Source organism: Streptomyces sp. NPDC001594, assembly GCF_042893675.1.
GTDB lineage: Bacteria > Actinomycetota > Actinomycetes > Streptomycetales > Streptomycetaceae > Streptomyces.
The window spans coordinates 12,138-33,043 of the sequence record NZ_JBIAVB010000016.1; the positions used below are offsets into that span (position 1 = coordinate 12,138).

Sequence of the window (20,906 nt, forward strand, 5' to 3'; positions counted from 1 at the left end):
GTCCGACTCACCCTCCGGCTGGCAGCCCGGTGCGCGGGGCGGTCGCCAGGTGGTCGCCGACGCGCTTGACCATGAGGGTCATCTCGTAGGCGACCTGGCCGACGTCGGAGTCGGAGTCGGAGAGCACGGCCAGGCAGCTGCCGTCGCCGGCGGCCATCACGAACAGGAAGGCCTCGTCGAGCTCGACGACGGTCTGGCGGACCCGGCCGGAGTCGAAGTGCCGGCCGACGCCCTTGGCGAGGCTGTGGAAGCCGGAGGCGACGGCCGCCAGGTGTTCGCTGTCCTCGCGGGTCAGGTCCTTGGAGCTGCCCGTGGGCAGGCCGTCGCCGGAGAGGACCACCGCCTTGCGGATGCTGGCGACCTTGTCGACGAGTTCGTCCAGGAGCCAGTTGAGCGGGCCGGGGCCGCGGCCCCTGCTGTCGTGTCCGTTCTGCGGTGCGGTCATCGACCGTCCCCTTCGTTCTCGTGCGCGGGACCGGTGGCGGCGTGGGTGCCGCCCCCGGTCTCGGACTGCTGCGGTGCCTGCTGCTGGGGTTGCTGTGCTGCGTACTCCCTGCGCCCCGCCGTCCAGCCGCGCTGGAGGGCGGACATGCGGGCGCGTACGTCTTCGGCGTCGCGGTCGGTCGGCGACGCGGGGGCTTCGGGTTCGGCGGGGGCCGGAGCGTTCTTCAGCTGGGGTGCGAGGTTCGCCTGGCGGACCCGGCGGGGCAGCCCGCCGGGGCCGTCCGCCGTCCGGGCGGCCTCGGGGCCGGTCGGCGCCCGGTCCGGGACCGGGGCGGCGGCCGGGCGGGGGTCCACGCGGCGGCCGTGCTCGGCGACCAGGGTCGGGGTCTGGCGGCGGCGGGGCAGCGGGACCGCACCGGAGCGGGGGGCGTCGGGGCGGACGGCGTCCAGGTGCGGGCGCTCGGCGCGGACCGGGCCGGTGGGCGCCTGGGGCTCGCGGTCGGCGCCGCGGGAGCGGTCGGCGGCGGCACGGGTGCGGGCCGTCCGGCCGGGGCCGGAGTCCGGGGTGGTGTCGCGGGAGCGCCCCCAGTCGCGGAGGCGATCGGTGCCGCCGTCGCCGATCCGGTCGCCCTTCCAGGTGCCGAAGTCGCCGCCGCGCCGGTCGCCGTCGGGGCGGCCGGCCGAACCCAGGCCCAGCAGGGAGCTGCGCGGGGTGCCGCCGGGCGGGGTCTCGTCGTCGAGGGTGGCCATGGGCGGGCGGCCGCCGACCCCGGCGATGCCGGTGATGGTGTCGTCCAGGTCGTCGACCGCGTCGAGACCGTCCGGCCCCTCCAGGCCGAGGAGGCCCAGCGGGCCCTCCAGCTCGACCGGGCCGCCCCGCGCGCCGGCGGCCAGCGGGCGGGCCGAGGCACGGTCGAGGGCGGAGGCCACGGTCCGGCCGGAGCCCCGGGCGCCGGGGGCGGTCTTGACGCCCTTGACCGCCGCGGGGCCCTTCGCGGCCCGCACGGCGTCGAGGCGGATGCCGGTGCCGTTGGTGTCGGGGGCGTCGGTGAGGAGGTCGGCCGGGAGGAAGACCACCGCGGTGGTGCCCCCGTACGGGCTGGGCTGGAGGGCCACCTTGATGGCGTGGCGGCGGGCCAGGCGGCTGACCACGAACAGCCCGAGGCGGTCGGTGTCGGAGAGCTCGAACTCGGGGGTCTCGGCGAGCCGGAGGTTCGCGTCGAGGAGGGCTTCGGGGTTCATGCCGAGGCCGCGGTCGTGGATCTCCAGGGTGAAGCCGTTGGCGACGCGTTCGCCGTGGACCTGGACGGCCGTGTGCGGCGGGCTGAACACCGTGGCGTTCTCCAGCAGTTCGGCGACCAGGTGGGTGACGTCGGCGACGGCCGGGCCCTCGATGCCGATGCGCGGCAGGCGGCGGACCTCGATGCGCTCGTAGTCCTCGACCTCGGCGACGGCGGCCCGGACGACGTCCATCAGCTGGACGGGCTTGCGCCACTGGCGGGAGGGGGCGGCGCCGGAGAGGATCACCAGGCCCTCGGCGTGCCGGCGCATGCGGGTGGTCATGTGGTCGAGGCGGAACAGGTCGGCGAGCTCCTCGGTGTCCTCGGTGCGCCGTTCCATGGTGTCGAGCAGGGTCAGCTGGCGGTGGAGCAGCACCTGGTTGCGGCGGGCCAGGTTGACGAAGACCTCGGAGACGCCGCGGCGGAGCTCCGCCTGCTTGACGGCGGCTTCGACGGCGGCGCGCTGGAGGCTGTTGAGGGCGAGGGCGACCTGTCCGACCTCGTCCTTCTCGAACTCCAGGCGGGGCGCCTCGGTCTCGATGTCCAGGCTCTCGCCGGCGGCGAGGCGGCGCATCACGCTGGGCAGGCGGACGCCGGAGGCCTCGGTGGCGTCCTTGCGGAGCTGGGAGAGGTCGCGGATCAGGTCGCGGCCGACGCGCACGGAGAGGAAGAGGGAGAAGGCGAGGGCCAGGAAGCCGAGGACGCCGGCGAGGGCGGCCTGGACGACGACGCTCCGCGCGACGGGTGCGACGCGCTTCTGGTAGCGGTCGCCGGCGGCGGTGCCCATGGTGGCGAGGTCGTCGAGGACCTTGCGGGAGGCCTCGTCCCACTGCGCGGCGGTGACGGTGCGCGGGTTCTTGACGGCGCCCGCGCTGATGAACCGTTCCTCCGTGTCGCGCAGCGCCTTGCTCTCGGGGCCGTTCCAGTACTGCTCGAACAGCTTGCGGTCGTCGGCCGGCAGGATCGCGAGGTTGAAGTCGTACAGCAGGGCGCGGTTGGCGGCGAAGGCGGAGACGCGGCGGACGTCACTGGTGGCGACGTTGCCCGCGGCGAGGGTGGAGGCGATGACCGCGTCCTCGCGGGAGAGGGTCTCGCGGGCGCGGGTGATGCCGACGAGGGCCCGGCCCTGCTTGTCCATCTCCACGTTCTCCAGGGCGTGGAGGTTCATGAGGAAGTCGTAGCAGGGGTCGACCAGGCGGCTGTAGAGGTCGAGGGCCGTGGTGGGGTCGAGGTCGCTCGCGTCCACGGAGCGGCGCAGCGAGGCGATGCCGTGGAAGGCGTCGAGGATGGAGCTCAGGCGCTCCCGGGCGGTGGGGCTGAGCTCGTCGACGACCTCGCGGTCGGTGGCGTTCGCGGTGATCTTGCGGACCATCTCGTCGGTGGCGGCGCGGCTCTTGGCGAGCTCTGCGGTGGCCGCGACGGCGCGGGGGTCGCCGAGGACGACGAGGGTCTGGCGGCGCTCCTTCTGGATGACGCGGACGACGTCCTCGATGGGGTAGCCGACCTTGCCGATGACGTACGCGACGTCGAGCAACTGCACTGCTTCGCGGCCGGTGATGACCGTGGCGAAGCCCCAGAGCGCGGTCAGGGAGACGAGCGGCACCAGCAGCAACGCCACGATCTTCCGGCGGATCGACTTCCCGCGAAAGCGCATGGCCTCCCCAGCCTCCCCCAGCTCAACCCCGTTGCGCGGGGTCGGTGTTCCGTGTTCCGTCGTTCAAACGGCGTGAGCCTACTACTGCCGCGCGGCGGGCTCGAAGGCATGTCCGGACGTTTTCGGCCTGGCCTCTGGACGAAGATCACCAGTTGTCCGATACTTCCGGTCACGTCCGGCCCGATATGTGGCAGATGCCACTTGGTGGGGTGTCAGTGCCCCTCTAGGGATGGATGGCTGGAACTCTTTGCTCCGCAACCGGGCGGGGGTGCGGATGCGTCCGGGATGCGGGAATCTCCGGGAACCTCCGGGCGGGCGGCGGTCGTTGGGTCCGGGGGGTGAGTGGAGCGGAGCATGAGGGTGTACGAGGACGCGGACGAGGGCGGCCGCCAGGCGCCGCCGGCCTTCCGGCGGGGGCTCTGGGTGGAGGAGCCGGCCCGGCGGCGGCGCCTGCCGGATCCGGTGCGGGCGTCGGCGGTGCGGGCGGTGCTGATCGTGGCGGTGACGCTGACGGAGGCGTCGGTCACGTTCTTCCTGGTGCTGACGGGGTCGTGGCTGGCGCTGCCGATGGTGCTCGGGGGGATAGCGGGGACGGTGGTGGCCACGTGGGCGGTGCTGGACGTGTGGATCACGCGGCAGATGTGGAACCAGCGGTATGGGGTGGTTTCGGAGCCGAGTAGCGCCGCTCGGGGGGGTTGAGGGGGCCCGCGCGGTCGAGCCGCGCGGGCGGCGCGTCAGGAGGCGGTGCGGCGGAACATTCGGGTTGCGGTGATTTCGCCGTGGATGGTTTCCGCTTCCTGGGACGGCTGCGGGAGGCCCGGGCGCAGGTGTTCCTCCACGCTGATGTACTTCAGGCCCGCCCTCAGGTCCGCGTCGTTGCGCAGCCGGATGACCAGGGGGAACTCCGCCAGGGCCGTGGTGTCGAAGAGGCCCGTGGTGTAGAGGAGCTGGACGCCCAGGGCGTCCGAGACCGCCCGCTGGAGCTCCAGCAGGTACGTGGCGTTGGCGCGCCCGATCGGGTTGTCGAGGAACAGCGTGCCCGCGTGGCGGTGCTTGTCGCGGCCGCGGTCGTTGCTGCGCAGGGCGGCCATCGTGCAGTACAGGGCGATGGCCGCGGTGAGCAGCTGGCCGCCGGAGAAGACGTCGCCCATCTGACCGACCGGCACCCGCTCGGCCCGCAGGACCGCGTCCGGCTTGAGGATCTCGACCGCGATGCCCTTGGGTTCGAGCGCGGCCTGGACGCCCCGCAGGAGGAGGGACATGCCGTCGCGGCGACCTTCGCCGAAGGCGGCGTTCTTCTTGACGGCCGTGCGGGTGGCCTCGTCGATGACCTCGCCCAGGCGTTCGGTGAGGGTGGCCTGGTCGGGTTCCTCGAACCGGATCCGGAGGAACTCCTGGCCCGACCACTCCCCGAGGCCCTCCGGGAGCTGGGACAGCCGCTGGGCGGAGCGGAGGGTGGCCAGGGCCGACTCCACGAGGCCGCGCAGCCGGTCGACGATGCTGTCGCGGTTGCGTTCCAGCTGGGCGAGCTCGTCGGTCAGGACCCGCAGCCGCGGGGCGAACGCGGCCGCCCAGGCCGCGGCGTGCTCGGGGAGCGCGGAGGCGGGCAGTTCGCGGATCTGCTGGCGGGCGGGGGTGCGCACCTGCTCGTAGCGGTTGGCGTTGGCGTGCCGGACCAGGACGTCGCTCGCCTCGCGCACGGCGGCCTCGGCGGCGGAGAGCTCGGCGGCGCAGGCGCGCAGGGAGCGGCGGGTGTCGGTGGCGGACCGGCGGGCCTCCTCCAGGGTGCCCTGGTGGGGGGCCGGCTCCTGTTCGTCCTCCGGGTGGGTGTGGTCGCGCAGCAGGTCCCGCAGCAGGGCGGCGGTCTCGTCGAAGCCGCCGGCGCCGTCCTCGGCGGTGCGGTGGGCGCGCAGCAGGTCGGCGTGGGCGGCGCGGGCGCTCTCCACGGCGGCGGAGTGCGCGGCGAGCTGGGCGGTGGCGGTGCGCAGCAGGCCCTGGGCCTGGTCCACGTCGGCCGGGACGAGCTCCTCGGGCAGCTCGGTGTGCGCCTCGCCGTCGGCGGGGGCGTGCCGTTCGGCCTCGCCGCGCAGCCGGCCGAGCTGCTCGCTCGCGGCGGAGGCACGGGACTCCAGCATCTGCACGAGGGCCTCGGCGCGGGCCGCGGCGGCCTGCCGGGAGGGGCCGTCGGCGCCGTCGGTGCCCTCCAGGAGCTGGGCGGCGCGGGTGCGGACCTTGTTGGTGAGCCGGTCGAGTTCGGCGAGGGCGGCGCTCTCGTCGCTCTCGGCACGGGCCTGTTCGGCGCGCAGGTCGGCGCCGACGCCGACCTTCTCGTACAGCTGGGAGGCGGCCCGGTAGGCCTCGCGGAGATCGGGCAGGGGGGCGCGGGGGCCGTCGTCCTCGGGGAGCTGGTCGGGGGCTCCGGCGATCTCGGCGCGTTCGGCGCGCAGGGCGCGGGCGGTGCGGCGGGCGTCGTCGGCGGCGCGCTGGGCGGCGCGGCGGTCCTCGTCGGCGGCGCGGGCCCGGTCCAGGCAGGCCTCGGCGCGGGCCTCGGACTCGGCGGCCTCGTCGGCGAGTTCGCGGACCTTGGCCTGCCAGCCGGAGCGCTCGCGCAGGCGGTGGGCGAGGCCGGCGAGGGCGTCGGCGGCGCGGCGGGCGCGCTGGGCGGTCTCCTGGCGCTCGTCCCGGACCCGGGCGGCGTCGGCGGCGGCTTCGTCGGCCTCGGCGCGTACGGTACGGGCCTCGGCGAGTTCGGCGTCGGCCTCCTCGGCGAAGGCCCGGGCCGCGGCGGCGTGTTCCGCGAGTTCCGTGAGGCGGCCGGGCGGGCAGCCGGTGCGCCAGGAGGTGAGGCGGGCGGCGAGTTCACGGTCGCCGGCGAGGCGGGCGGCGAGTTCGCGGATCTCGGTGTCGCGGGCGGTGGCGCGGGCGCGCAGGGCCTGGCGTTCCTCGTCGGCGGCGTGCTCGTCGTGCATGGCCGGGTTCGGGGAGACGATGAAGACACCGGAGACCGCGGAATCGGCGTCCACGGGCGCGGCCGGGGCGAGCAGGGCGGCGGCGGTGCCGACGGCGACGGTGGAGCGGGGCAGCAGGGCGGCGCCGGAGAGGACCTCACGGGCCCGGCCGTGGGTGTCGGGGTCGGTGATGATGACGCCGTCGACCAGTTCGGGGCGGGCGGCGAGGACGGCGGCGTGGTCGGCGGGGGCCACGGCCTGGGCGAGGTAGCGCCAGCCGGGCAGGGCCGGGATGCCGTGTTCGCCGAGGTACTCGACGGTGGCGAGGACGTCGGGGCCGGGCGGGAGCAGTCCGCCGTCGCCGAGGGCGCCGAGGATGCGGGAGTCGTCGGCGGCGGCGGTGCGCAGGTCGAACAGCTGGCGTTCGGCCGCGCCGACGGTGTCGGCCAGCAGCTCGCGGAGGGTGTCGGCGTTGCGGTCGAGGTCCTCGGCGGTGAGGGCTCCGGCGGTGGTGGTTCCCTGGGCCGCGCCCGGCGCGCCCGCGTGCGCTCCCCCGGGGTGTCCGGGCCGGGTGGCGGTTGCGCCGGGGCCGCCGACGGCCTGCGCGGCCGTGCCCTGCGTCCCGCCGTGCGCGGCCGCGGCGGAGCCGGGGACGCCCGGCCCGCCGTCGGCCGGGGCGGTGGCGCCGCCGGAGCCGGTGCCGTCGCCCGCCGGGGCCGGCGCGGCCGCGCCGGGGCCGGCCGGGACGGCTGCGTGCCGGCTCGCGGCCGGGGTGCCGGGCCCCGCGGGGGCGGATCCGGATCCCGCGGCCCCGCCCTCGCGCGGGTGCGGCAGGAAGGTCTCGGGGACCGACGGCAGGCCGAGCAGCTCCGCCAGGCGGGGCGAGGCGGCCAGGGACTCCGCGGCGCGGCGTTCGGCGGCGTGGGCGGCCTCGGCCGCGTCGGCGGCGTCGGCGGCGCGGGCGGCGGTGAGCTCGGCGCGGGACTCGGCGCCGGCGGCCTCGCGGGCGGCTTCGGCTGCGGCGCGGGCGGCCTCGCGGGACTCGTCCCAGGCGGCCACGGCGGTCTTCTCGGCGTCGCTGGCGGCCAGCGCGGCGCGGGCCGGGTCGGCGTCGGGGGCGCTGTCGTCGAGCCAGCCGGCGCGGACGGCCTCGGCGGTCTCCTGCTCGACCTCGGCGAGGCGGGCGCGCAGGTGTTCGGCCTCGCTGCGGGCGCGCTGGGCGGCGGTGGCGGCGGCGGTGGCGTCGCGGTGGGCGGTCTCGCCGAGGGCCTGGAGTTCGGCGGAACGCTCCTCCTCCTCGTTGGCGGCGCGTTCGCCCTGTTCGGCGGCGGTGTGCAGGGCCCGTACGAGTTCGGCCGCGGCGGTGGCGCGGGCGGCGAGGGCCGGGGCGGCGTCCCGTTCGGCCTCGCGGATGGCGGCGGCGACGCGGGCGGAGCGGTCGGCGGCGGCACGGTGGCGCAGGACGGTCTCGGCGGCCTGCCAGGCGGAGTGCAGGGTGCGGGCTTCGAGGAGTTCACGGCGCTGGGCGGCGGCGGCCTTGTCGGCGACGGTCAGCGCCAGCGAGGCGTGCCGGTAGGCGAGTTCGGCGGAGACGGCGGCGCTGCGGGCGCGCTGCTCCTCGGCGGCGGTGACGGCGTGGGCGGCGCCGGTGACCTGCTGGGCGAGTTCGGCGGCGCGGGCGCGTTCCTCGGTGGCGCGGGCGGAGAGGCGGCGGGCGAGGGTGCGGGTGCGGCGTTCGGCGCCGGCGTGGACGTCGCGCAGCCGGGCGCGGGTCTCGGCGGCTTCCACGATGCGGGTGAGCAGGTCGACGGAGCCGGCGGTGAAGTCGCGTTCGGCCATCAGCTCGGCGCGGCGGCCGAGTTTGTTGCCGAAGCCGTGGACCAGGTCGGCGAGGCCGTCGGTGTCACGGGTGTCGGTGACGGCGCGCAGCAGGAGGTCGGTGAAGTCGGAGTCCTTCTTGACCGCGAAGAGGCCGGCGGCCTCGCCCTCGTCGGCGTTCATCTCGCGCTGGTAGCGGAAGAGTTCGGGGTCGAGGCCGAGTTCGGTGAGGTGCTCGTTCCAGCGGTCGTGGATCTCCTCCCAGGACACCTCCAGGTGCGGGTAGGCCTTGCCGGCCTCGGTGATCGCGTCGCGGAAGCCCTTCATGGTGCGGCGGCGGCCCTGGGCGCCGGAGGCGCCTTCGACGGGCGGGCGCACGGAAGTCGCCTCGGCGACGGGGAGGTTGTCCAGGCTCAGGCCCGGGCCGGGGCGGAAGGAGTACCAGGCCTCGGCGAACTTGCGGGGGTCGTTGGAGACCTGGCGGCCGCGCCATTCGCTGACCTTGCCGACGACGACGCACTCGCCGGTCTGGGTGTGCTGCCACTCCAGGGCGACGTGGCCGCAGTCGTCGGCGAGCAGGAACTTGCGGAGCACGCCGGAGCTGGCGCCGCCGAGGGTGTTGCGGTGGCCGGGGAGCATGACCGAGAAGATCAGCTTGAGGAGGACGGACTTGCCGCCGCCGTTCTCCAGGAAGAGCACGCCGGCCGGCGCCGGGCGGCGGGGCGGGCCGGTGGGCTCGTCCTCGAAGAACTCCGCCTGGGTGGGCGCCGGGTGGGGTACCGGCTCGCCGACTCCGCGCAGGTCGAGCACGGTGTCGGCGTAGCGTGCGCCGGCGGGCCCGATGGAGTAGAGGCGGATCCGGGACAGCTCGTACATGGCGGCGGACTCTCGTTGTTTTCGGTGTGTCTCGGTACGTGGGGCGGGCGGGTCAGGCGTGGAACGGCAGGCCGGCGTCGGCGGCGAGTTCCAGGTCGTCGCCCTCGGGCGGCGGCAGGAGGGTGGCGGAGCCGTCGCTGACGGGCACCACGCCGAGTTCCAGGAGTTCGGCCATGGCCGCGCTGCCCGCCATGTCGCGGACCTGGAGCTGGTAGCGGGGGGTGGTGCGGTAGGTGCCGCCGGCGTCGTCGCCGGTGCGCTGGAGGAAGCCGGACTCGGTGAGGAAGGCGGCGGCCTTGCCGACGATGCCGGTGGTGGAGCCGGCGAGGCGGCGGGCGTCCTTGGTGGCGCCGGTCGCGCTGCGGCGGGCGTAGACGCGCCAGGCGGCCTCCAGGCCGGGGGCGTCGGAGGCGGGGTCGGTGTTCTCGCCGAGTTCCTCGGCCCGCTCCTCCAGGCGGCGGCAGGTCTGCCGGACGAAGGCGTCGACGCCGTTGACGGTGATCCGGCCGATGTAGCCGTCGTCGGCGAGGTCCTCGGGGCGGGGGAAGGCGAGGGCGGCGACGGCGAGGTGGGCGAGGCCGTGGAGGAAGCGGTCGCCGCCGTCGGCGGCGGTGCGGCGGGCGTAGTCGCCCATGCGGACGGCGAAGACGGAGTCCTCGCCGGCGGCGACGGCCATGCCGGCGCGCGGGGAGACCTCCAGGACGACGAGGCCGAGGCCGGTGGCGACGGCGTCGGCGAGGCGGCCGAAGCCGGGGTCCTCGCGGTAGCGGCGCAGCAGTTCCGCGTACTCGGCGTCGCGGGCGGGGAGCAGCTTGGGCTGGAGCCCGAACCCGACGAGGCGGGCCGCGTCGGCGGCGTCGGCCGGGGTCAGCGCGGGGGCGGCCGGTGCGGGCGCGGTGGCCGGGACCGACGGGCCGTCGGGCTCGCTCCACGCGGCGTACTCGGCGTGGTGGTCGCTCACGGGTGGGTCTCCTCGGCGGTGCGGTGGGCCTGGCGGTGGGGGCGGGCCGGACGGGTGCCCGGGACGGGCACGCGGGGGTCGGCCCTCCGGTCGGGGCGGCCCGGGGCGGGGGGCCCGGGCTGCGGGCGGGGGGTCGGGGCGGGCGGCCCGGGCTGCGGGCGGGGGGTCGGGGCGGGCGGCCCGGGCTGCGGGCGGGGGGTCGGGGCGGGGGGCCCGGCCTGTGGGTGGGGGGTCGGGGTGGGGTGGGTCACGCCGACTCCGAGCGGTCCGCGGCCATGCCGGCCGCGTCCAGGAGGGCCGTGCCCACGATCAGGTCGGCTCCGCCGAACTCCGGGTCCTCCAGCTGGGTGCCGTCGTCCACCGCGAACAGCAGCCGCTCCTCGCCCTGCCGGTACGCCGTGCCCACGGCCGGGCTGGCCGCGTGGACGGCGAGCAGGGCCACCAGGTACGGGAGGTCGGGGTCCTCGCGGCGGGCCTCCGCGAGCAGGCCGGACAGGCGGCGCGGGGCGTCGTGCGGGAGGTCCAGGAGGCGGGTCGCGGCCGCGAGCTGCTCCTCGCTGAAGCGGCTGTCGTCCGGGGTGGCGATGAGGTCGGGTTCCGGCATCTCGGCGCCGAGGTGCTCGCGCTCCACGGGCGGGGTGAGGAGGATCTCCACGAGGTCCGCGACCCGGACGGAGACGGGGGTGCGCAGGCCGGTGCCCGCGGCGAAGAAGGCGTCGGTGACCCGGGTGGCCTGCGTCACGGGCAGCGGCAGCAGCGGGGCGACCAGCTGTCCGTACAGGTCGATCCCGGAGCGCGCGGCGGGCGTGGCGAAGGCCTGGCGGTCCTGTTCGGCGCGGAAGAGCGGGCCGGCGTCCAGGAGCCTCGACTGGAGCTGGGTGTGCCGGCGGATGCAGTCCTTGACGATGTCGACGAGCTCGGCGGCGCGCCGCTTGTTCTCGGGGTCCTCGGCCTCGTCGCGCGCCTTGCGGATGTTGGTGAGGATGGCGTTCTCGTGCCGGTAGCGGTCGGCGACGTGGTCCAGGGCTTCGGCGATCATGTCCGGGACGGCCTGCAGCCAGTCGACCGCGCGGACGTTGCGCCGGGTGGCGTCGAGGGTGCGGCGCAGGGTCTCGGCGTACTGCACGGTGCGGTAGCGGGCCTGTTCGGCGGCGAGCTGGGCGTCGGCGAGCCGGCCCCGGCTGATCAGGACCTCCAGCTTGACCTCGGCGGCGATCTGCGCGCTGGTGACGTCGGTGTCGAGGGCGCCGACCAGGACGTTGACGGCCTCGTCGGTGGTGCGCAGGTAGACCGCGCCGCCGTACCCGGGGACCTCCTCGATCAGCTTGAAGTCGTAGTCACGGCGGACGTAGACCCCGTCCGGGCCGAAGGTGCCGTAGATCGCGCGGAAGCCGCGGTCGACGCTGCCGACGTTGATCAGGTTCTCCAGCACCCAGCGGGCGACGCGCTCGTGCTCGGCGGCGGGCCGGCCGGGGGTCTGGGCGGCGACGCGCGGCAGCAGGCGGGCCACTATCTGCTCGTGGTCGGCGCCCGTGTCGAAGTCCATGTTCAGCGTGACCAGGTCGATCGCGGCCAGCGCGACCTCCGCCATCGCGTAGACCCCGTATTCGCCGGCCAGGTTGGCCTTGCGGACGTCGAGGTCGTGCAGCGGGGCGGTGCAGGCGAGGGCGCGCAGCCGCCGGGCGAGGCCCTCGTCGGCGGCCGGGCCCGGCGCCGGGGAGGGGAGGGTCTTCGCCGGGGCAGGGAGAGTCACGTCGCAAAGATTAGGCGGTGTCACGGACAACATCCCAAACGGCATGGTTCGGCCGGAACGTCCCCGGCTCCGCGGAAGGCCGCGGAAGGGCTCTGCGGCGCGCGGCGGGCGGGCTGTTCTACGCTCGCCGCATGGCTTCCATGATCACATCCCCAGCGGCCGCGATCGACCTCAACGCCGACCTCGGCGAAGGCTTCGGGCGGTGGGCGCTGACGGACGACGAGGCCCTGCTGTCGGTGGTCACCAGCGCGAACGTGGCCTGCGGCTTCCACGCGGGCGACCCGTCGATCATGCGGCGGGTGTGCGAGCTGGCCGCCGCGCGGGGCGTACGGATCGGGGCGCAGGTCTCGTACCGGGACCTGGCGGGGTTCGGGCGGCGGGCGATGGACGTGCCGGCGGAGGAGCTGGCGGCGGAGGTGGCGTACCAGATCGGGGCGCTGGAGGTGTTCGCGCGGGCGGCCGGGTCGAGGGTGTCGTACGTGAAACCGCACGGCGCGCTGTACAACCGGACGGTCCACGACGCGGACCAGGCGGGCGCGGTGGTCGCCGGGATCCGGCTCGCGGCCGGGGACGCCGGTCTGCCGGTGCTGGGCCTGCCCGGGTCGCTGCTGCTGGCGGCGGCGGGGGAGGCCGGGCTGGAGCCCGTACCGGAGGCCTTCGCCGACCGCGCCTACACCCCGGGCGGCACCCTGGTCCCGCGCGGGACGCCGGGGGCGGTGTTGCACGACCCGGACGCGGTGGTGGCACGGGCCGTGCGGATGGCGGCCGAGCGGGAGGTCACGGCGTCGGACGGGTCCCCGGTACGGGTGGACGCGCGCTCGCTGTGCCTGCACGGGGACACCCCGGGGGCGGCGGGGCTCGCGGTGCGGGTCCGGGAGGCGCTGGGGGCGGCCGGGGTGCGGGTGGAGGCGTTCGCGTGAGGGCGCTGGTGGTGGGGCGGGAGGCGCTGCTGCTGGAGGTGGACTCGGCGGCGGAGGTGGCCGCGCTCCACGCCGAGCTGCTGCGCCGGCGGGACGCGGGTGGGCTGGGCGCCGTCCGGGAGGTGGTGCCGGCGGCGCGGACGGTGCTGCTGGACGGGGTGCGCGAGCCGGGGGCGCTGGCCGCGCGGATCGCCCGCTGGGAGGTGCCGCCGCTCGCGGAGGCCGAGGGGCCGCTGGTCACCGTTGCGGTGCGGTACGACGGGCCGGACCTGGCGGAGGTGGCCGGGGCGTGGGGCGTGGCCGAGGGGGAGGTGGCCGGGGTGGTCGGGGGGATCGAGTTCCGGGTGGCGTTCTGCGGGTTCGCGCCCGGCTTCGGGTATCTGACGGGGCTGCCGGAGCGGCTGTGGCTGCCCCGTCGGGCCACGCCCCGCACGGCGGTCCCGGCGGGGTCCCTCGCCCTGGCCGGGGAGTACGCGGGGGTCTACCCCCGCTCCTCCCCCGGCGGCTGGCAGCTGATCGGCTCCACCGACGCGGTGCTGTGGGACCCGGCACGGGAGCCGGCGGCGCTGTTCGCGCCGGGGGTACGGGTGCGGTTCGAGGAGGCGGGCGCGTGAGCGTGGACGACGGCACGGCCCCGGACTCCGCCCCGGGCGGCGGCCCGACCCTGGGCCGGGGCGATGCCGCGCATACGGGCGGGGAGCCGGGTGGCGGGGGCGGGGTGAGGGGGCTGGTGGTGGTGCGGGGTGGGGCCTTGAGCACCGTGCAGGATCGGGGGCGGCCCGGGTTCGCGCATCTGGGGGTGCCGCGGTCGGGGGCGTTGGACACGGGGGCGTACGCCCTGGCCAACCGGCTCGTGGGGAATCCGGCCGGGGCCGCCGTACTGGAGACCACCCTGGACGGGGTCCGGCTGCGGGCCCTGGCGCCGGTGACGGTGGCGGTGACGGGCGCACCGTGTGCGGTACGGGTCGACGGGCGCCCGGCGGCGTGGGGTGCGCCGGTGCGGCTGCGGGCGGGGGCGGAGCTGGACGTGGGCCGGGCGGAGACCGGGCTGCGGAGCTATGTCGCGGTGCGGGGCGGGGTCGCCGGGCCGGCGGTGCTGGGGAGCCGTTCGACGGACCTGCTGTCGGGGCTGGGGCCGGCGGTCCTGGCGGACGGGACGGTGCTGGAGGTCGGCCCGGCGGGACCGGAGCCGGTGACCGGGGCGGACGCCCTGCGGGTGCCGGGGCCGCCGGTGGCGGAGCTGGTGCTGCCGTTGCGGCTGGGGCCGCGGGCGGACTGGTTCACGGGGGCCTCGGTGGCGGCGCTGCTGTCGGGGGGCTACCGGGTGTCGCCGGCGTCGAACCGGATCGGGCTGCGGACCGAGGCGGGGCCCGCGCTGGAGCGGGCGCGGGGCGGGGAGCTGCCGAGCGAGGGGATGGTGCTGGGGGCGGTGCAGGTGCCGCCGGACGGGCTGCCGGTGGTGTTCCTGGCCGACCATCCCGTGACCGGGGGCTACCCGGTGGTCGGGGTGGTCCCCCCGGGCCCCGCGCTGGACGCCGCCGCGCAGGCACGGCCGGGGGTGGCACTGCGGTTCGTTCCGGCGGCGGCGTGACGGGCGGCGGGGCCGGCGCCGCCGCGGGGTGGGCCGGGGCCTGCTCCCCGGTCGGCCGGCGCGGCCGTGGCCCCCGCCCTCCGGCGCCGCCGCGGGGTGGGGCCTGCTCCCCGGTCGGCCGGCGCGGCCGTGGCGTAGCTGCGGGCGGGCCCGCTCCGCTCGGCCGACGCCCTGTGGCATGGCTGCTGGCGGGCCGTCCGGGGTGGTGGTGCGGCGCCGCTGTGGGTGGCCGCTGCGCGGGGCGGTCCCCTACCCGCCCTTCCACCGTTCCCCGGGCTCCGCCCGGCCCCGCGCCTCAAACGCCGGCGAGGCTGAAAGGCCCTGGGCTCCGGCTCCGGACCGGCGCCTCAAACGCCGGCGAGGCTGGACGGCCTGGGCTCGGCCCGGAGCCGCGCCTCAAGCGCCGGACAGGGCTGCAAGGCCCCAGGCTCCGCCCGGACTCCCCCCACGAACGCCGCCAAGGCCGAAAGCCCCGGGGCTCGACCCAGAGCCGCGCCTCAAGCGCCGAGGTTGAAGAGCCTGGGGCTGCGCCCCTAGAACGGCGCCTAGTCCGAAAGACCCGGGCCTCGCCCAGACCTGCGTCTCGGACGCCAGCGAGGCTGAAAGAAACCTGGGCTCCGCGCCCGCCGCACGAAATACAAGCCCGCGGGTGGTGCCGCGGGCGGCTGCCGGGCCGGGGCGAAATCCAGCCCCGCCGGCGTTTGAGGCGTGGGGGCTGGGGGCGGAGCACCCAGGGGGCGGGGCGGTCGGCCCCGGGAGGGTGGGGCGGGGGCAGGCGCCGGCGGAGCTACATCGTGGGCTCGGGGGTGATGCGGCTGCGGACGGCCGACTGGACGTCCTCCTCCTCCGCCGGGTCCGCCGCCAGGCGGCGCAGCCGGGGGGCGACACGGGCGTCGGCCGTTTCGGCGTGGCGGGCCGCCACCTCGCGGGTGGTCTCCTCGCAGTCCCACAGGCATTCGACCGCGAAGCCCGCCGCGAAGGTGGGGTCCGTGCTGGCCAGGGCGCGGGCGGCGCGGCCGCGCAGGTGGGAGGAGGCCGTCTCGCGGTAGATGTGGCGCAGCACGGGGGCCGCGCAGCCGATCGAGAGCCGGCCCGCGCCGTCCACGAGGGTGAACAGGCGGGGCGAGTCCGGGCCGGAGCCGCGGACGGTGTCGCGGAGGGCGCCCAGCACCAGGCCCGCGTCGTCGGCGCCGCCGCGGGCCGCCAGGAGGGCCGCGGCGGCCGCTCCGAGGGCGTCGGGGCGGTGGACCCACTGGCGGGCGCGGTCGAGGGCGGCGGGGCCGCACATGCGCTCGTAGGCGGCCACGGCCGGTTCGTCGCCGGCGGCTTCGATGAGGTCGAGCACGGCCGGGTTCTCGGGCTCGGCGAGGACCAGGTGGTGCAGGGCGGTGGCCCGGGCGGCCTCGCCCTGCGCCCCGGCGGCGGCCGCGAGGATCTCGGAGCGGTCGTCGGGCGCGGCCACGGCGGCCAGGCAGCGCGCGGCGGGCACGTGCAGCGGGGTGCCGCGGCGCAGCCCGTCGGCGGCCCAGTCGAAGACGGCCTGGACGCCCCAGCCGGGCCGGGGGCCGCTGGGGTTGAGCTGGCGCTGCCAGCGGTCGAACGAGCCCTGCCGGCGGGCGGCGCGCAGGCGTTCCCCGTACTGCGGCGACTCCTCCCACAGGCTCCACGGCCGGGGCTCGTAGGCGTCGCGGACGGCGGCGGCCAGCAGCGCCTCGCCCTCGGCGGTCTCCGGGAACCTGCCCAGGACCGGGGCTGCGAGGGAGCGCAGGCCTTCGTCGTCGTCGCGCAGGGCGAGCTCGTCGAGGGCCCAGGCCCAGTTGGCGCCGGAGGCGGCGTAGCGGCGCAGCAGCATCAGCGCGTCGTCGCGGCCGTACGAGGCCAGGTGTCCGAGGACGGACAGGGCGAGGCCGGTGCGGTGGTCCTCCTCGTCGACGAGGTCGTCGACGCCGAAGAGGTGGGCCTCGATCTCGCGGAGCGGGCCGTCGAGGTCCAGGTACAGGCGGGCGTAGTACAGCGACCGGTTCTCGACCTGCCAGTCCTGCCGCGGGTCACGGGTCACGCACTGGTCGAGGGCCGCGAGGGCCTCCGGGCGGGGCGCCGCGAGGGCGTGCAGCGTGCCGTCGCCGCGGCCCCTCTGGAGGAGGCCGAGCAGCGTGCCGCTCGGCGCTATGACTGGTTCGAACATGGGAATGGCCTCAAATCAAGCTGGGGACGCAACCTGGAATCGGGGTTCACAGGGCCGCGTAACAGCATGTGAGGACGTCCGCCGTCATGTTCCGCTCGATGTAGACCATTGCCTTCTCACTCTCGTCGGTGCTTCGCGTCCGTGCCGGCCGGTGCGGCAGGGGTGGAGGTGGACACCCGTCGTGTCCAGCCCGCTCCTGCCCGTACGTCATGTCCGCGAATCGAATCCGACGCCATGATGACCCAGCCGGTTTGTGCGCCGCGACCACATTTAAGGGCGTCGTGACCAAGCCGTGAGCTCGCGGGCCCGTCCCGGCCCGGGCCGGGCGGGGGAAAAAGCGGATTACTAGGCTCCGAAGAGTTCCAGCAGGTCGGCCTTGTTGAACATGCGGGCCGTGTCCACCGCGGACGGGGTTCCGGCGTGCGGGTCGGCCCCGCCGGCGAGCAGCGCGCGGATGACGGCTTCCTCACCCTTGAAGACGGCGCCGGCGAGCGGGGTCTGGCCGCGGTCGTTGGCGCGGTCGGCCTCGGCGCCGCGGGAGAGCAGGGCGGTGACGGCGTCGGCGTGGCCGTGGTAGGCGGCGAGCATGACGAGGGTGTCGCCGCGGTCGTTGGTGAGGTTGGCGGGGACCCCGGCGTCGAGGTAGGCGGCCAGGGTCTCGGCCTCACCCTGACGGGCGAGGTCGAAGATCTTGGTGGCCAGTTCGATGACGTCCTCGTCGGGCGTGCCGGGCGCGTCCTCGTGCTTGCTCATCGGTCGTTCCGCCTTTCGCTCGTGCCGGGTCGTACGGGGCAGGATTCTGACCGGGCCGGGCGGGCAGGGGGGTGCCCGGCGCTGCGTCCGTACGGGTGAATCGCCAGGGTAGCGCCAGGTCGGGGACATGCGGGGGCCGGTCCGAGGCAAGGATGTCGGTGGCCTCTGCACCTGACACCGCCGCGGGCCGACGCGCCAGCCGGGAGGGGCCGGTCAAGTGAAAATCCCGAAGGTTCACCCGTATGCACCTTTTGTCGCATTGATACTTCCTGTGAGCCTGGAACAACTGATGGTGACCTTCCCGACCGTTCCGCTCCCAGGAGAACTCCCATGGTCCTGTCGATCTCAGGCGTCGTGCTGCTCGGCATCATCTGCTTCCTGTTCTTCAAGAAGGACGGGATGAAGCTGAGCCACGCCTTCGTCTGCGCGCTCTTCGGCTTCTTCCTCGCCGGCTCCGCCATCGCCCCGAGCATCACCGCGAGCACGGCGAGCCTGGCGAGCCTGCTCGGCGGGATCAAGCTCTAGACCGCCCGCCCCACCCCCCTCCAGGAGACGACCGTGGCCCGGCGCCCACTCCCCCGCATCCTCACCGGTGGCAGCACCTCGCTCGCCCGGGGCCGCGACCTCGCCCGCACGGCGGCCGACAACGCCACGGACGTCCTCCATCCGCTCCTGGTCATCGGGCGCGGACTGCGCGTCCTGGCCTCGGCCGGGCGCCGCAAATGGGCCGCGACCCCCAAGGACAAGCGGAGTCCCGCGCTGTTCCTGGGGGCGGCCTGCGTCCTCGTGGTCGCGCTCGTCCCCTACGCGCCCGTCACCGCGCTGATCGCGCTGATGGCCGCGGCGGGCTGGCACGGGCGCGACCGCACCCCCGCGAAGACCGGGCCCAGCGACGCCGAGACCGACCGGCTGCGCTCCCTCTACGAGGCCCTCGTGCCCTACTTCTCCGCCCCGGAGGACCCCGCCCCGCTGTTCGCCCACGGGGGCGGCTTCGACGACGCCTTCAGCGACTACGCCTTCGACGCGGAGGGCCGCGTCACCCGGCTGCGGATCCGCTACCCCGCGTACTTCACCGACGGGGAGGCGGCCTCGCGGGCCCGGATCGAGGCCCTGCTGCACGCCAAGTCCGGGCGCGGCCGCGAGTACCTCTTCGTCTGGGACGAGGAGGCCAACCGGCTCGACCTGAGCGTGCTGGAGCCGCTGCCCACCGGGATCGCCGCCCAGCCGTTCGTCACCTCGCCCGGGGAGAGCGTCCTCGGCTTCACCGACCCCGGCGGGGTGCGGCGCACCCTGCCGGTGCTGGAGGGCGACGAGACGCGCGACCTGCCGCCCGTGGTGTGGCGGACCGGCCCCGGCTCCGCCGAGCCGCACCTGCTGGCGGTGGGCCAGCCCGGCAGCGGCACCACCAGCCTGCTGCGCTCGCTCGCCCTCCAGGCCCTGCGGCAGGGCGGCGACGTGATGGTCGTCGAGGGCGGCGGGAGCAACGAGTACGCGTGCCTGGCCGGGCGCGCGGGCGTGCTGGCCGTCGAGTGCGGCCCGACCGGCGCCCTGGCCACCGTCGAGTGGGCCGCGCACGAGACCGAGCGGCGCCTGATCGCCACGCACCGGGCCCGCGAGGCCGGCCGGCCCGCGCCCGAGGACACCCGGCGGCCGCTGTGGATCCTGCTGGACCGGCCCAGCGTGCTCGCGCACCTGGCGACCGCCGAGGGGCGCCCGGACCCCCTGGCCCAGCTCCAGGTCCCCCTGCGGCACGGCCGCGCCGCGCACGTCACGGTGGTGGTCGCCGAGCACTTCGACCACCTGGAGCTGATCCCGGACGCCGTCTGGCAGCACACCCGGGCCCGGGTCGCCCTCGGGCCCGCCCCCGCCCAGCAGCTCACCGACGTCCTCGGCCTGCCCCCGCACACCACCCCGGCCCCGCAGCTCCCGCCGGGCCGCGGCTACGCCCGGCTCGGCACCGGGCCGGTCCACCGCCTCCAGGTGCCCGCCACCCCCGACCCGTACGACGACGCCACGCACCCCGCGCACCGCCACGCCGTCCTGGAACTGCTGCCCGAGCGGCAGACGGCGGGCCCCGGCGGCGGGGAGGGCCCGCCGCCGGCCCCGGGACCGCTCAAGGAGGCCCCTCCGGCCCAGGCCAAGGCCCTCGACGCCGAGGAGCTCCCGGAGGTCGCGGCGGAGGCCCCGTAGGCCGGGCCGCTCAGGCCACGAAGGTGCGCGGCGGTTCCGCCCCGCCGCCCGCCCCCGTACCGACCAGGCGGGCCGCCGCGGCCAGGCGCGCGGCAGCCTCGTCGGCCACCGGACCGCCCACCGTGAAGGGCAGCCGGACGTAGCCCTCGAAGGCCCCGTCCACCCCGAACCGGGGACCCGAGGGGACGCGGACGCCGACCCGCTCCCCCACCTCCGCCAGCCGCGACCCGGACAGCCCGCCGGCCCGGGCCCAGAGGGTGAGCCCCCCGGCCGGCACGTCGAACTCCCAGTCGGGCAGCTCCCGGCGCACGGCGGCGACCAGCGCGTCCCGGTTCTCCCGGGCCTGGGCGCGGCGTATCCCGACGGCCTCCTCCCAGCCCCCGGTCCGCATCAGCCAGTTCACCGCGAGCTGCTCCAGCACAGGGGTGCCGAGGTCGGCGTAGGCGCGGGCGGCGACCAGGCTGCGGATGACGTCGGGGGCCGCCCGGACCCAGCCGATCCGCATGCCCGCCCAGAAGGCCTTGCTGGCGGAGCCGACGGTGACCACCGTGGAGCCCGCCGGGTCGAAGGAGCAGACCGGGCGCGGCATGGCCGGCTCCGGGTCCAGCCGGAGCTCGGCCATCGTCTCGTCGGCGATCAGGACGGTGCCGGCGGAGCGGGCGGCCTCGACCATGGCCCGGCGCTGTTCCTCGGAGGCCAGGGCCCCGGTCGGGTTGTGGAAGTCGGCGACGACGTAGGCCAGGCGCGGGGCCGAGTCGCGCAGCACCTGCCGCCAGACGTCCATGTCCCAGCCGCTGAGCCCGCCGCCCATGGCCACGGGCACGAGGCGGACCCCGGCGGCGCGCATCAGCTGGAGGATGTTGGCGTAGGAGGGGGACTCGACGGCGATCCGCTCGCCGCGGCCCGCGAAGAGGCTGCAGATGGCGTCGATGGCGCCCATGGCGCCGGTGGTGACCATGATCTGCTCGGGCATGGTGGGGATGCCGCGTTCGGTGTAGCGGTCGGCGAGCATCCGGCGCAGGGCGGGCAGGCCGGCCGGGTAGTCACCGTGGGTGTGGGCGTACGGCGGGAGCTCCTCCAGGGCGCCCTGGACGGCCTTGGTCAGCCAGGGCTCGGGGGCCGGGAGGGCGGCGCAGCCGAGGTCGATCATGGAGCCGAGGGACTCGGGCGGCAGGGGCTCCAGGCCGCGGGCCGGGAGGGGGTTGCCGGCCGGTACGCAGGTCCAGCTGCCGGCGCCGCGGCGGGATTCGAGGAAGCCCTCCGTGCGCAGGGCCTCGTAGGCGGCGGCGACGGTGGTGCGGCTGAGGGAGAGGGCGACCGCGAGCTCGCGCTCGGCGGGCAGCCGGGCGGCGACGGGGACGCGGCCCTCCAGGACGAGCAGCCGGATGCCGTCGGCGAGGCTGCGGTACGCGGGGGCCTTGCGGGCGCCGGGCACGGCGGGGCGTTCCTGCTGGGAGGTGATCAGCCGGGCGAGCTGCGCGGTGCCGACCGCTGAGGTCCACTGAGCCATGGCGTCCGGTCCACCTTCGTCGG

General features: G+C 76.5%; 13 protein-coding genes and 1 pseudogene. 6 read left to right on the forward strand and 8 right to left on the reverse strand.

The window, feature by feature from the left end:
• Window positions 1–7: 7 nt before the first annotated feature.
• A complete protein-coding gene (locus ACFY0O_RS28405; RefSeq protein WP_358894441.1) occupies window positions 8–445 on the reverse strand; it encodes a roadblock/LC7 domain-containing protein in 438 nt (145 codons plus the stop codon).
• Window positions 442–3,378: a nitrate- and nitrite sensing domain-containing protein gene (locus ACFY0O_RS28410; protein ID WP_388951704.1), complete on the reverse strand. Its 2,937-nt coding sequence runs from the start codon at window positions 3,376–3,378 to the stop codon at window positions 442–444. The genes ACFY0O_RS28405 and ACFY0O_RS28410 overlap by 4 nt, the downstream gene beginning before the upstream one ends.
• A gap of 354 nt (window positions 3,379–3,732) precedes the next feature.
• Here ACFY0O_RS28410 and ACFY0O_RS28415 point away from each other — a divergent pair.
• A pseudogene (locus tag ACFY0O_RS28415) lies at window positions 3,733–4,068 on the forward strand (hypothetical protein); the annotation flags it as partial.
• 44 nt (window positions 4,069–4,112) lie between these two features.
• Here the strand turns inward: ACFY0O_RS28415 and ACFY0O_RS28420 are convergent.
• The 3 genes from ACFY0O_RS28420 to ACFY0O_RS28430 form a co-directional block, all read right to left on the reverse strand.
• The gene (locus ACFY0O_RS28420) at window positions 4,113–9,020 is read right to left on the reverse strand and encodes a hypothetical protein (RefSeq protein WP_388951707.1); all 4,908 of its coding nucleotides are present in this window, start codon (window positions 9,018–9,020) and stop codon (window positions 4,113–4,115) included.
• Window positions 9,021–9,072: 52 nt separating this feature from the next.
• Window positions 9,073–9,981 carry a hypothetical protein gene (locus ACFY0O_RS28425; protein WP_388951710.1) on the reverse strand — a complete coding sequence of 303 codons (909 nt, stop codon included), beginning with the start codon at window positions 9,979–9,981 and terminating at the stop codon, window positions 9,073–9,075.
• 247 nt (window positions 9,982–10,228) lie between these two features.
• Window positions 10,229–11,779 carry a hypothetical protein gene (locus ACFY0O_RS28430; RefSeq protein WP_388951712.1) on the reverse strand — a complete coding sequence of 517 codons (1,551 nt, stop codon included), beginning with the start codon at window positions 11,777–11,779 and terminating at the stop codon, window positions 10,229–10,231.
• A gap of 86 nt (window positions 11,780–11,865) precedes the next feature.
• On the opposite strand from ACFY0O_RS28430, the gene ACFY0O_RS28435 reads away from it, so the two are divergent.
• The 3 genes from ACFY0O_RS28435 (at window position 11,866) to ACFY0O_RS28445 (ending at window position 14,245) form a co-directional block, all read left to right on the forward strand.
• Window positions 11,866–12,654, forward strand: coding sequence for a LamB/YcsF family protein (locus ACFY0O_RS28435; RefSeq protein WP_388951715.1), 789 nt, complete (start codon window positions 11,866–11,868; stop codon window positions 12,652–12,654).
• The gene (locus ACFY0O_RS28440; RefSeq protein WP_388951717.1) at window positions 12,651–13,268 is read left to right on the forward strand and encodes an allophanate hydrolase subunit 1; all 618 of its coding nucleotides are present in this window, start codon (window positions 12,651–12,653) and stop codon (window positions 13,266–13,268) included. Before ACFY0O_RS28435 ends, ACFY0O_RS28440 begins: the two co-directional genes overlap by 4 nt.
• A gap of 104 nt (window positions 13,269–13,372) precedes the next feature.
• On the forward strand, window positions 13,373–14,245 hold the full coding sequence (locus tag ACFY0O_RS28445; protein ID WP_388952030.1) for a biotin-dependent carboxyltransferase family protein: 873 nt from the start codon (window positions 13,373–13,375) through the stop codon (window positions 14,243–14,245).
• A gap of 787 nt (window positions 14,246–15,032) precedes the next feature.
• Here ACFY0O_RS28445 and ACFY0O_RS28450 read toward each other — a convergent pair.
• The gene (locus ACFY0O_RS28450; protein ID WP_388951719.1) at window positions 15,033–16,430 is read right to left on the reverse strand and encodes a HEAT repeat domain-containing protein; all 1,398 of its coding nucleotides are present in this window, start codon (window positions 16,428–16,430) and stop codon (window positions 15,033–15,035) included.
• Between the two features lie 345 nt (window positions 16,431–16,775).
• On the reverse strand, window positions 16,776–17,183 hold the full coding sequence (locus ACFY0O_RS28455; RefSeq protein ID WP_388951722.1) for an ankyrin repeat domain-containing protein: 408 nt from the start codon (window positions 17,181–17,183) through the stop codon (window positions 16,776–16,778).
• Window positions 17,184–17,513: 330 nt separating this feature from the next.
• On the opposite strand from ACFY0O_RS28455, the gene ACFY0O_RS28460 reads away from it, so the two are divergent.
• Together ACFY0O_RS28460 and ACFY0O_RS28465 are read left to right on the forward strand one after the other, a co-directional pair.
• On the forward strand, window positions 17,514–17,708 hold the full coding sequence (locus ACFY0O_RS28460; RefSeq protein WP_008743136.1) for a hypothetical protein: 195 nt from the start codon (window positions 17,514–17,516) through the stop codon (window positions 17,706–17,708).
• Between the two features lie 33 nt (window positions 17,709–17,741).
• Window positions 17,742–19,373 (forward strand): hypothetical protein, encoded by a 1,632-nt coding sequence (locus ACFY0O_RS28465; protein ID WP_388951724.1) that lies wholly within the window; start codon window positions 17,742–17,744, stop codon window positions 19,371–19,373.
• A gap of 10 nt (window positions 19,374–19,383) precedes the next feature.
• Here ACFY0O_RS28465 and ACFY0O_RS28470 read toward each other — a convergent pair whose 3' ends face one another.
• Entirely contained in the window at window positions 19,384–20,883 is a 1,500-nt protein-coding gene (locus ACFY0O_RS28470) for a PLP-dependent aminotransferase family protein (RefSeq protein WP_388951726.1), read from the reverse strand.
• Between the last annotated feature and the right edge of the window lie 23 nt (window positions 20,884–20,906).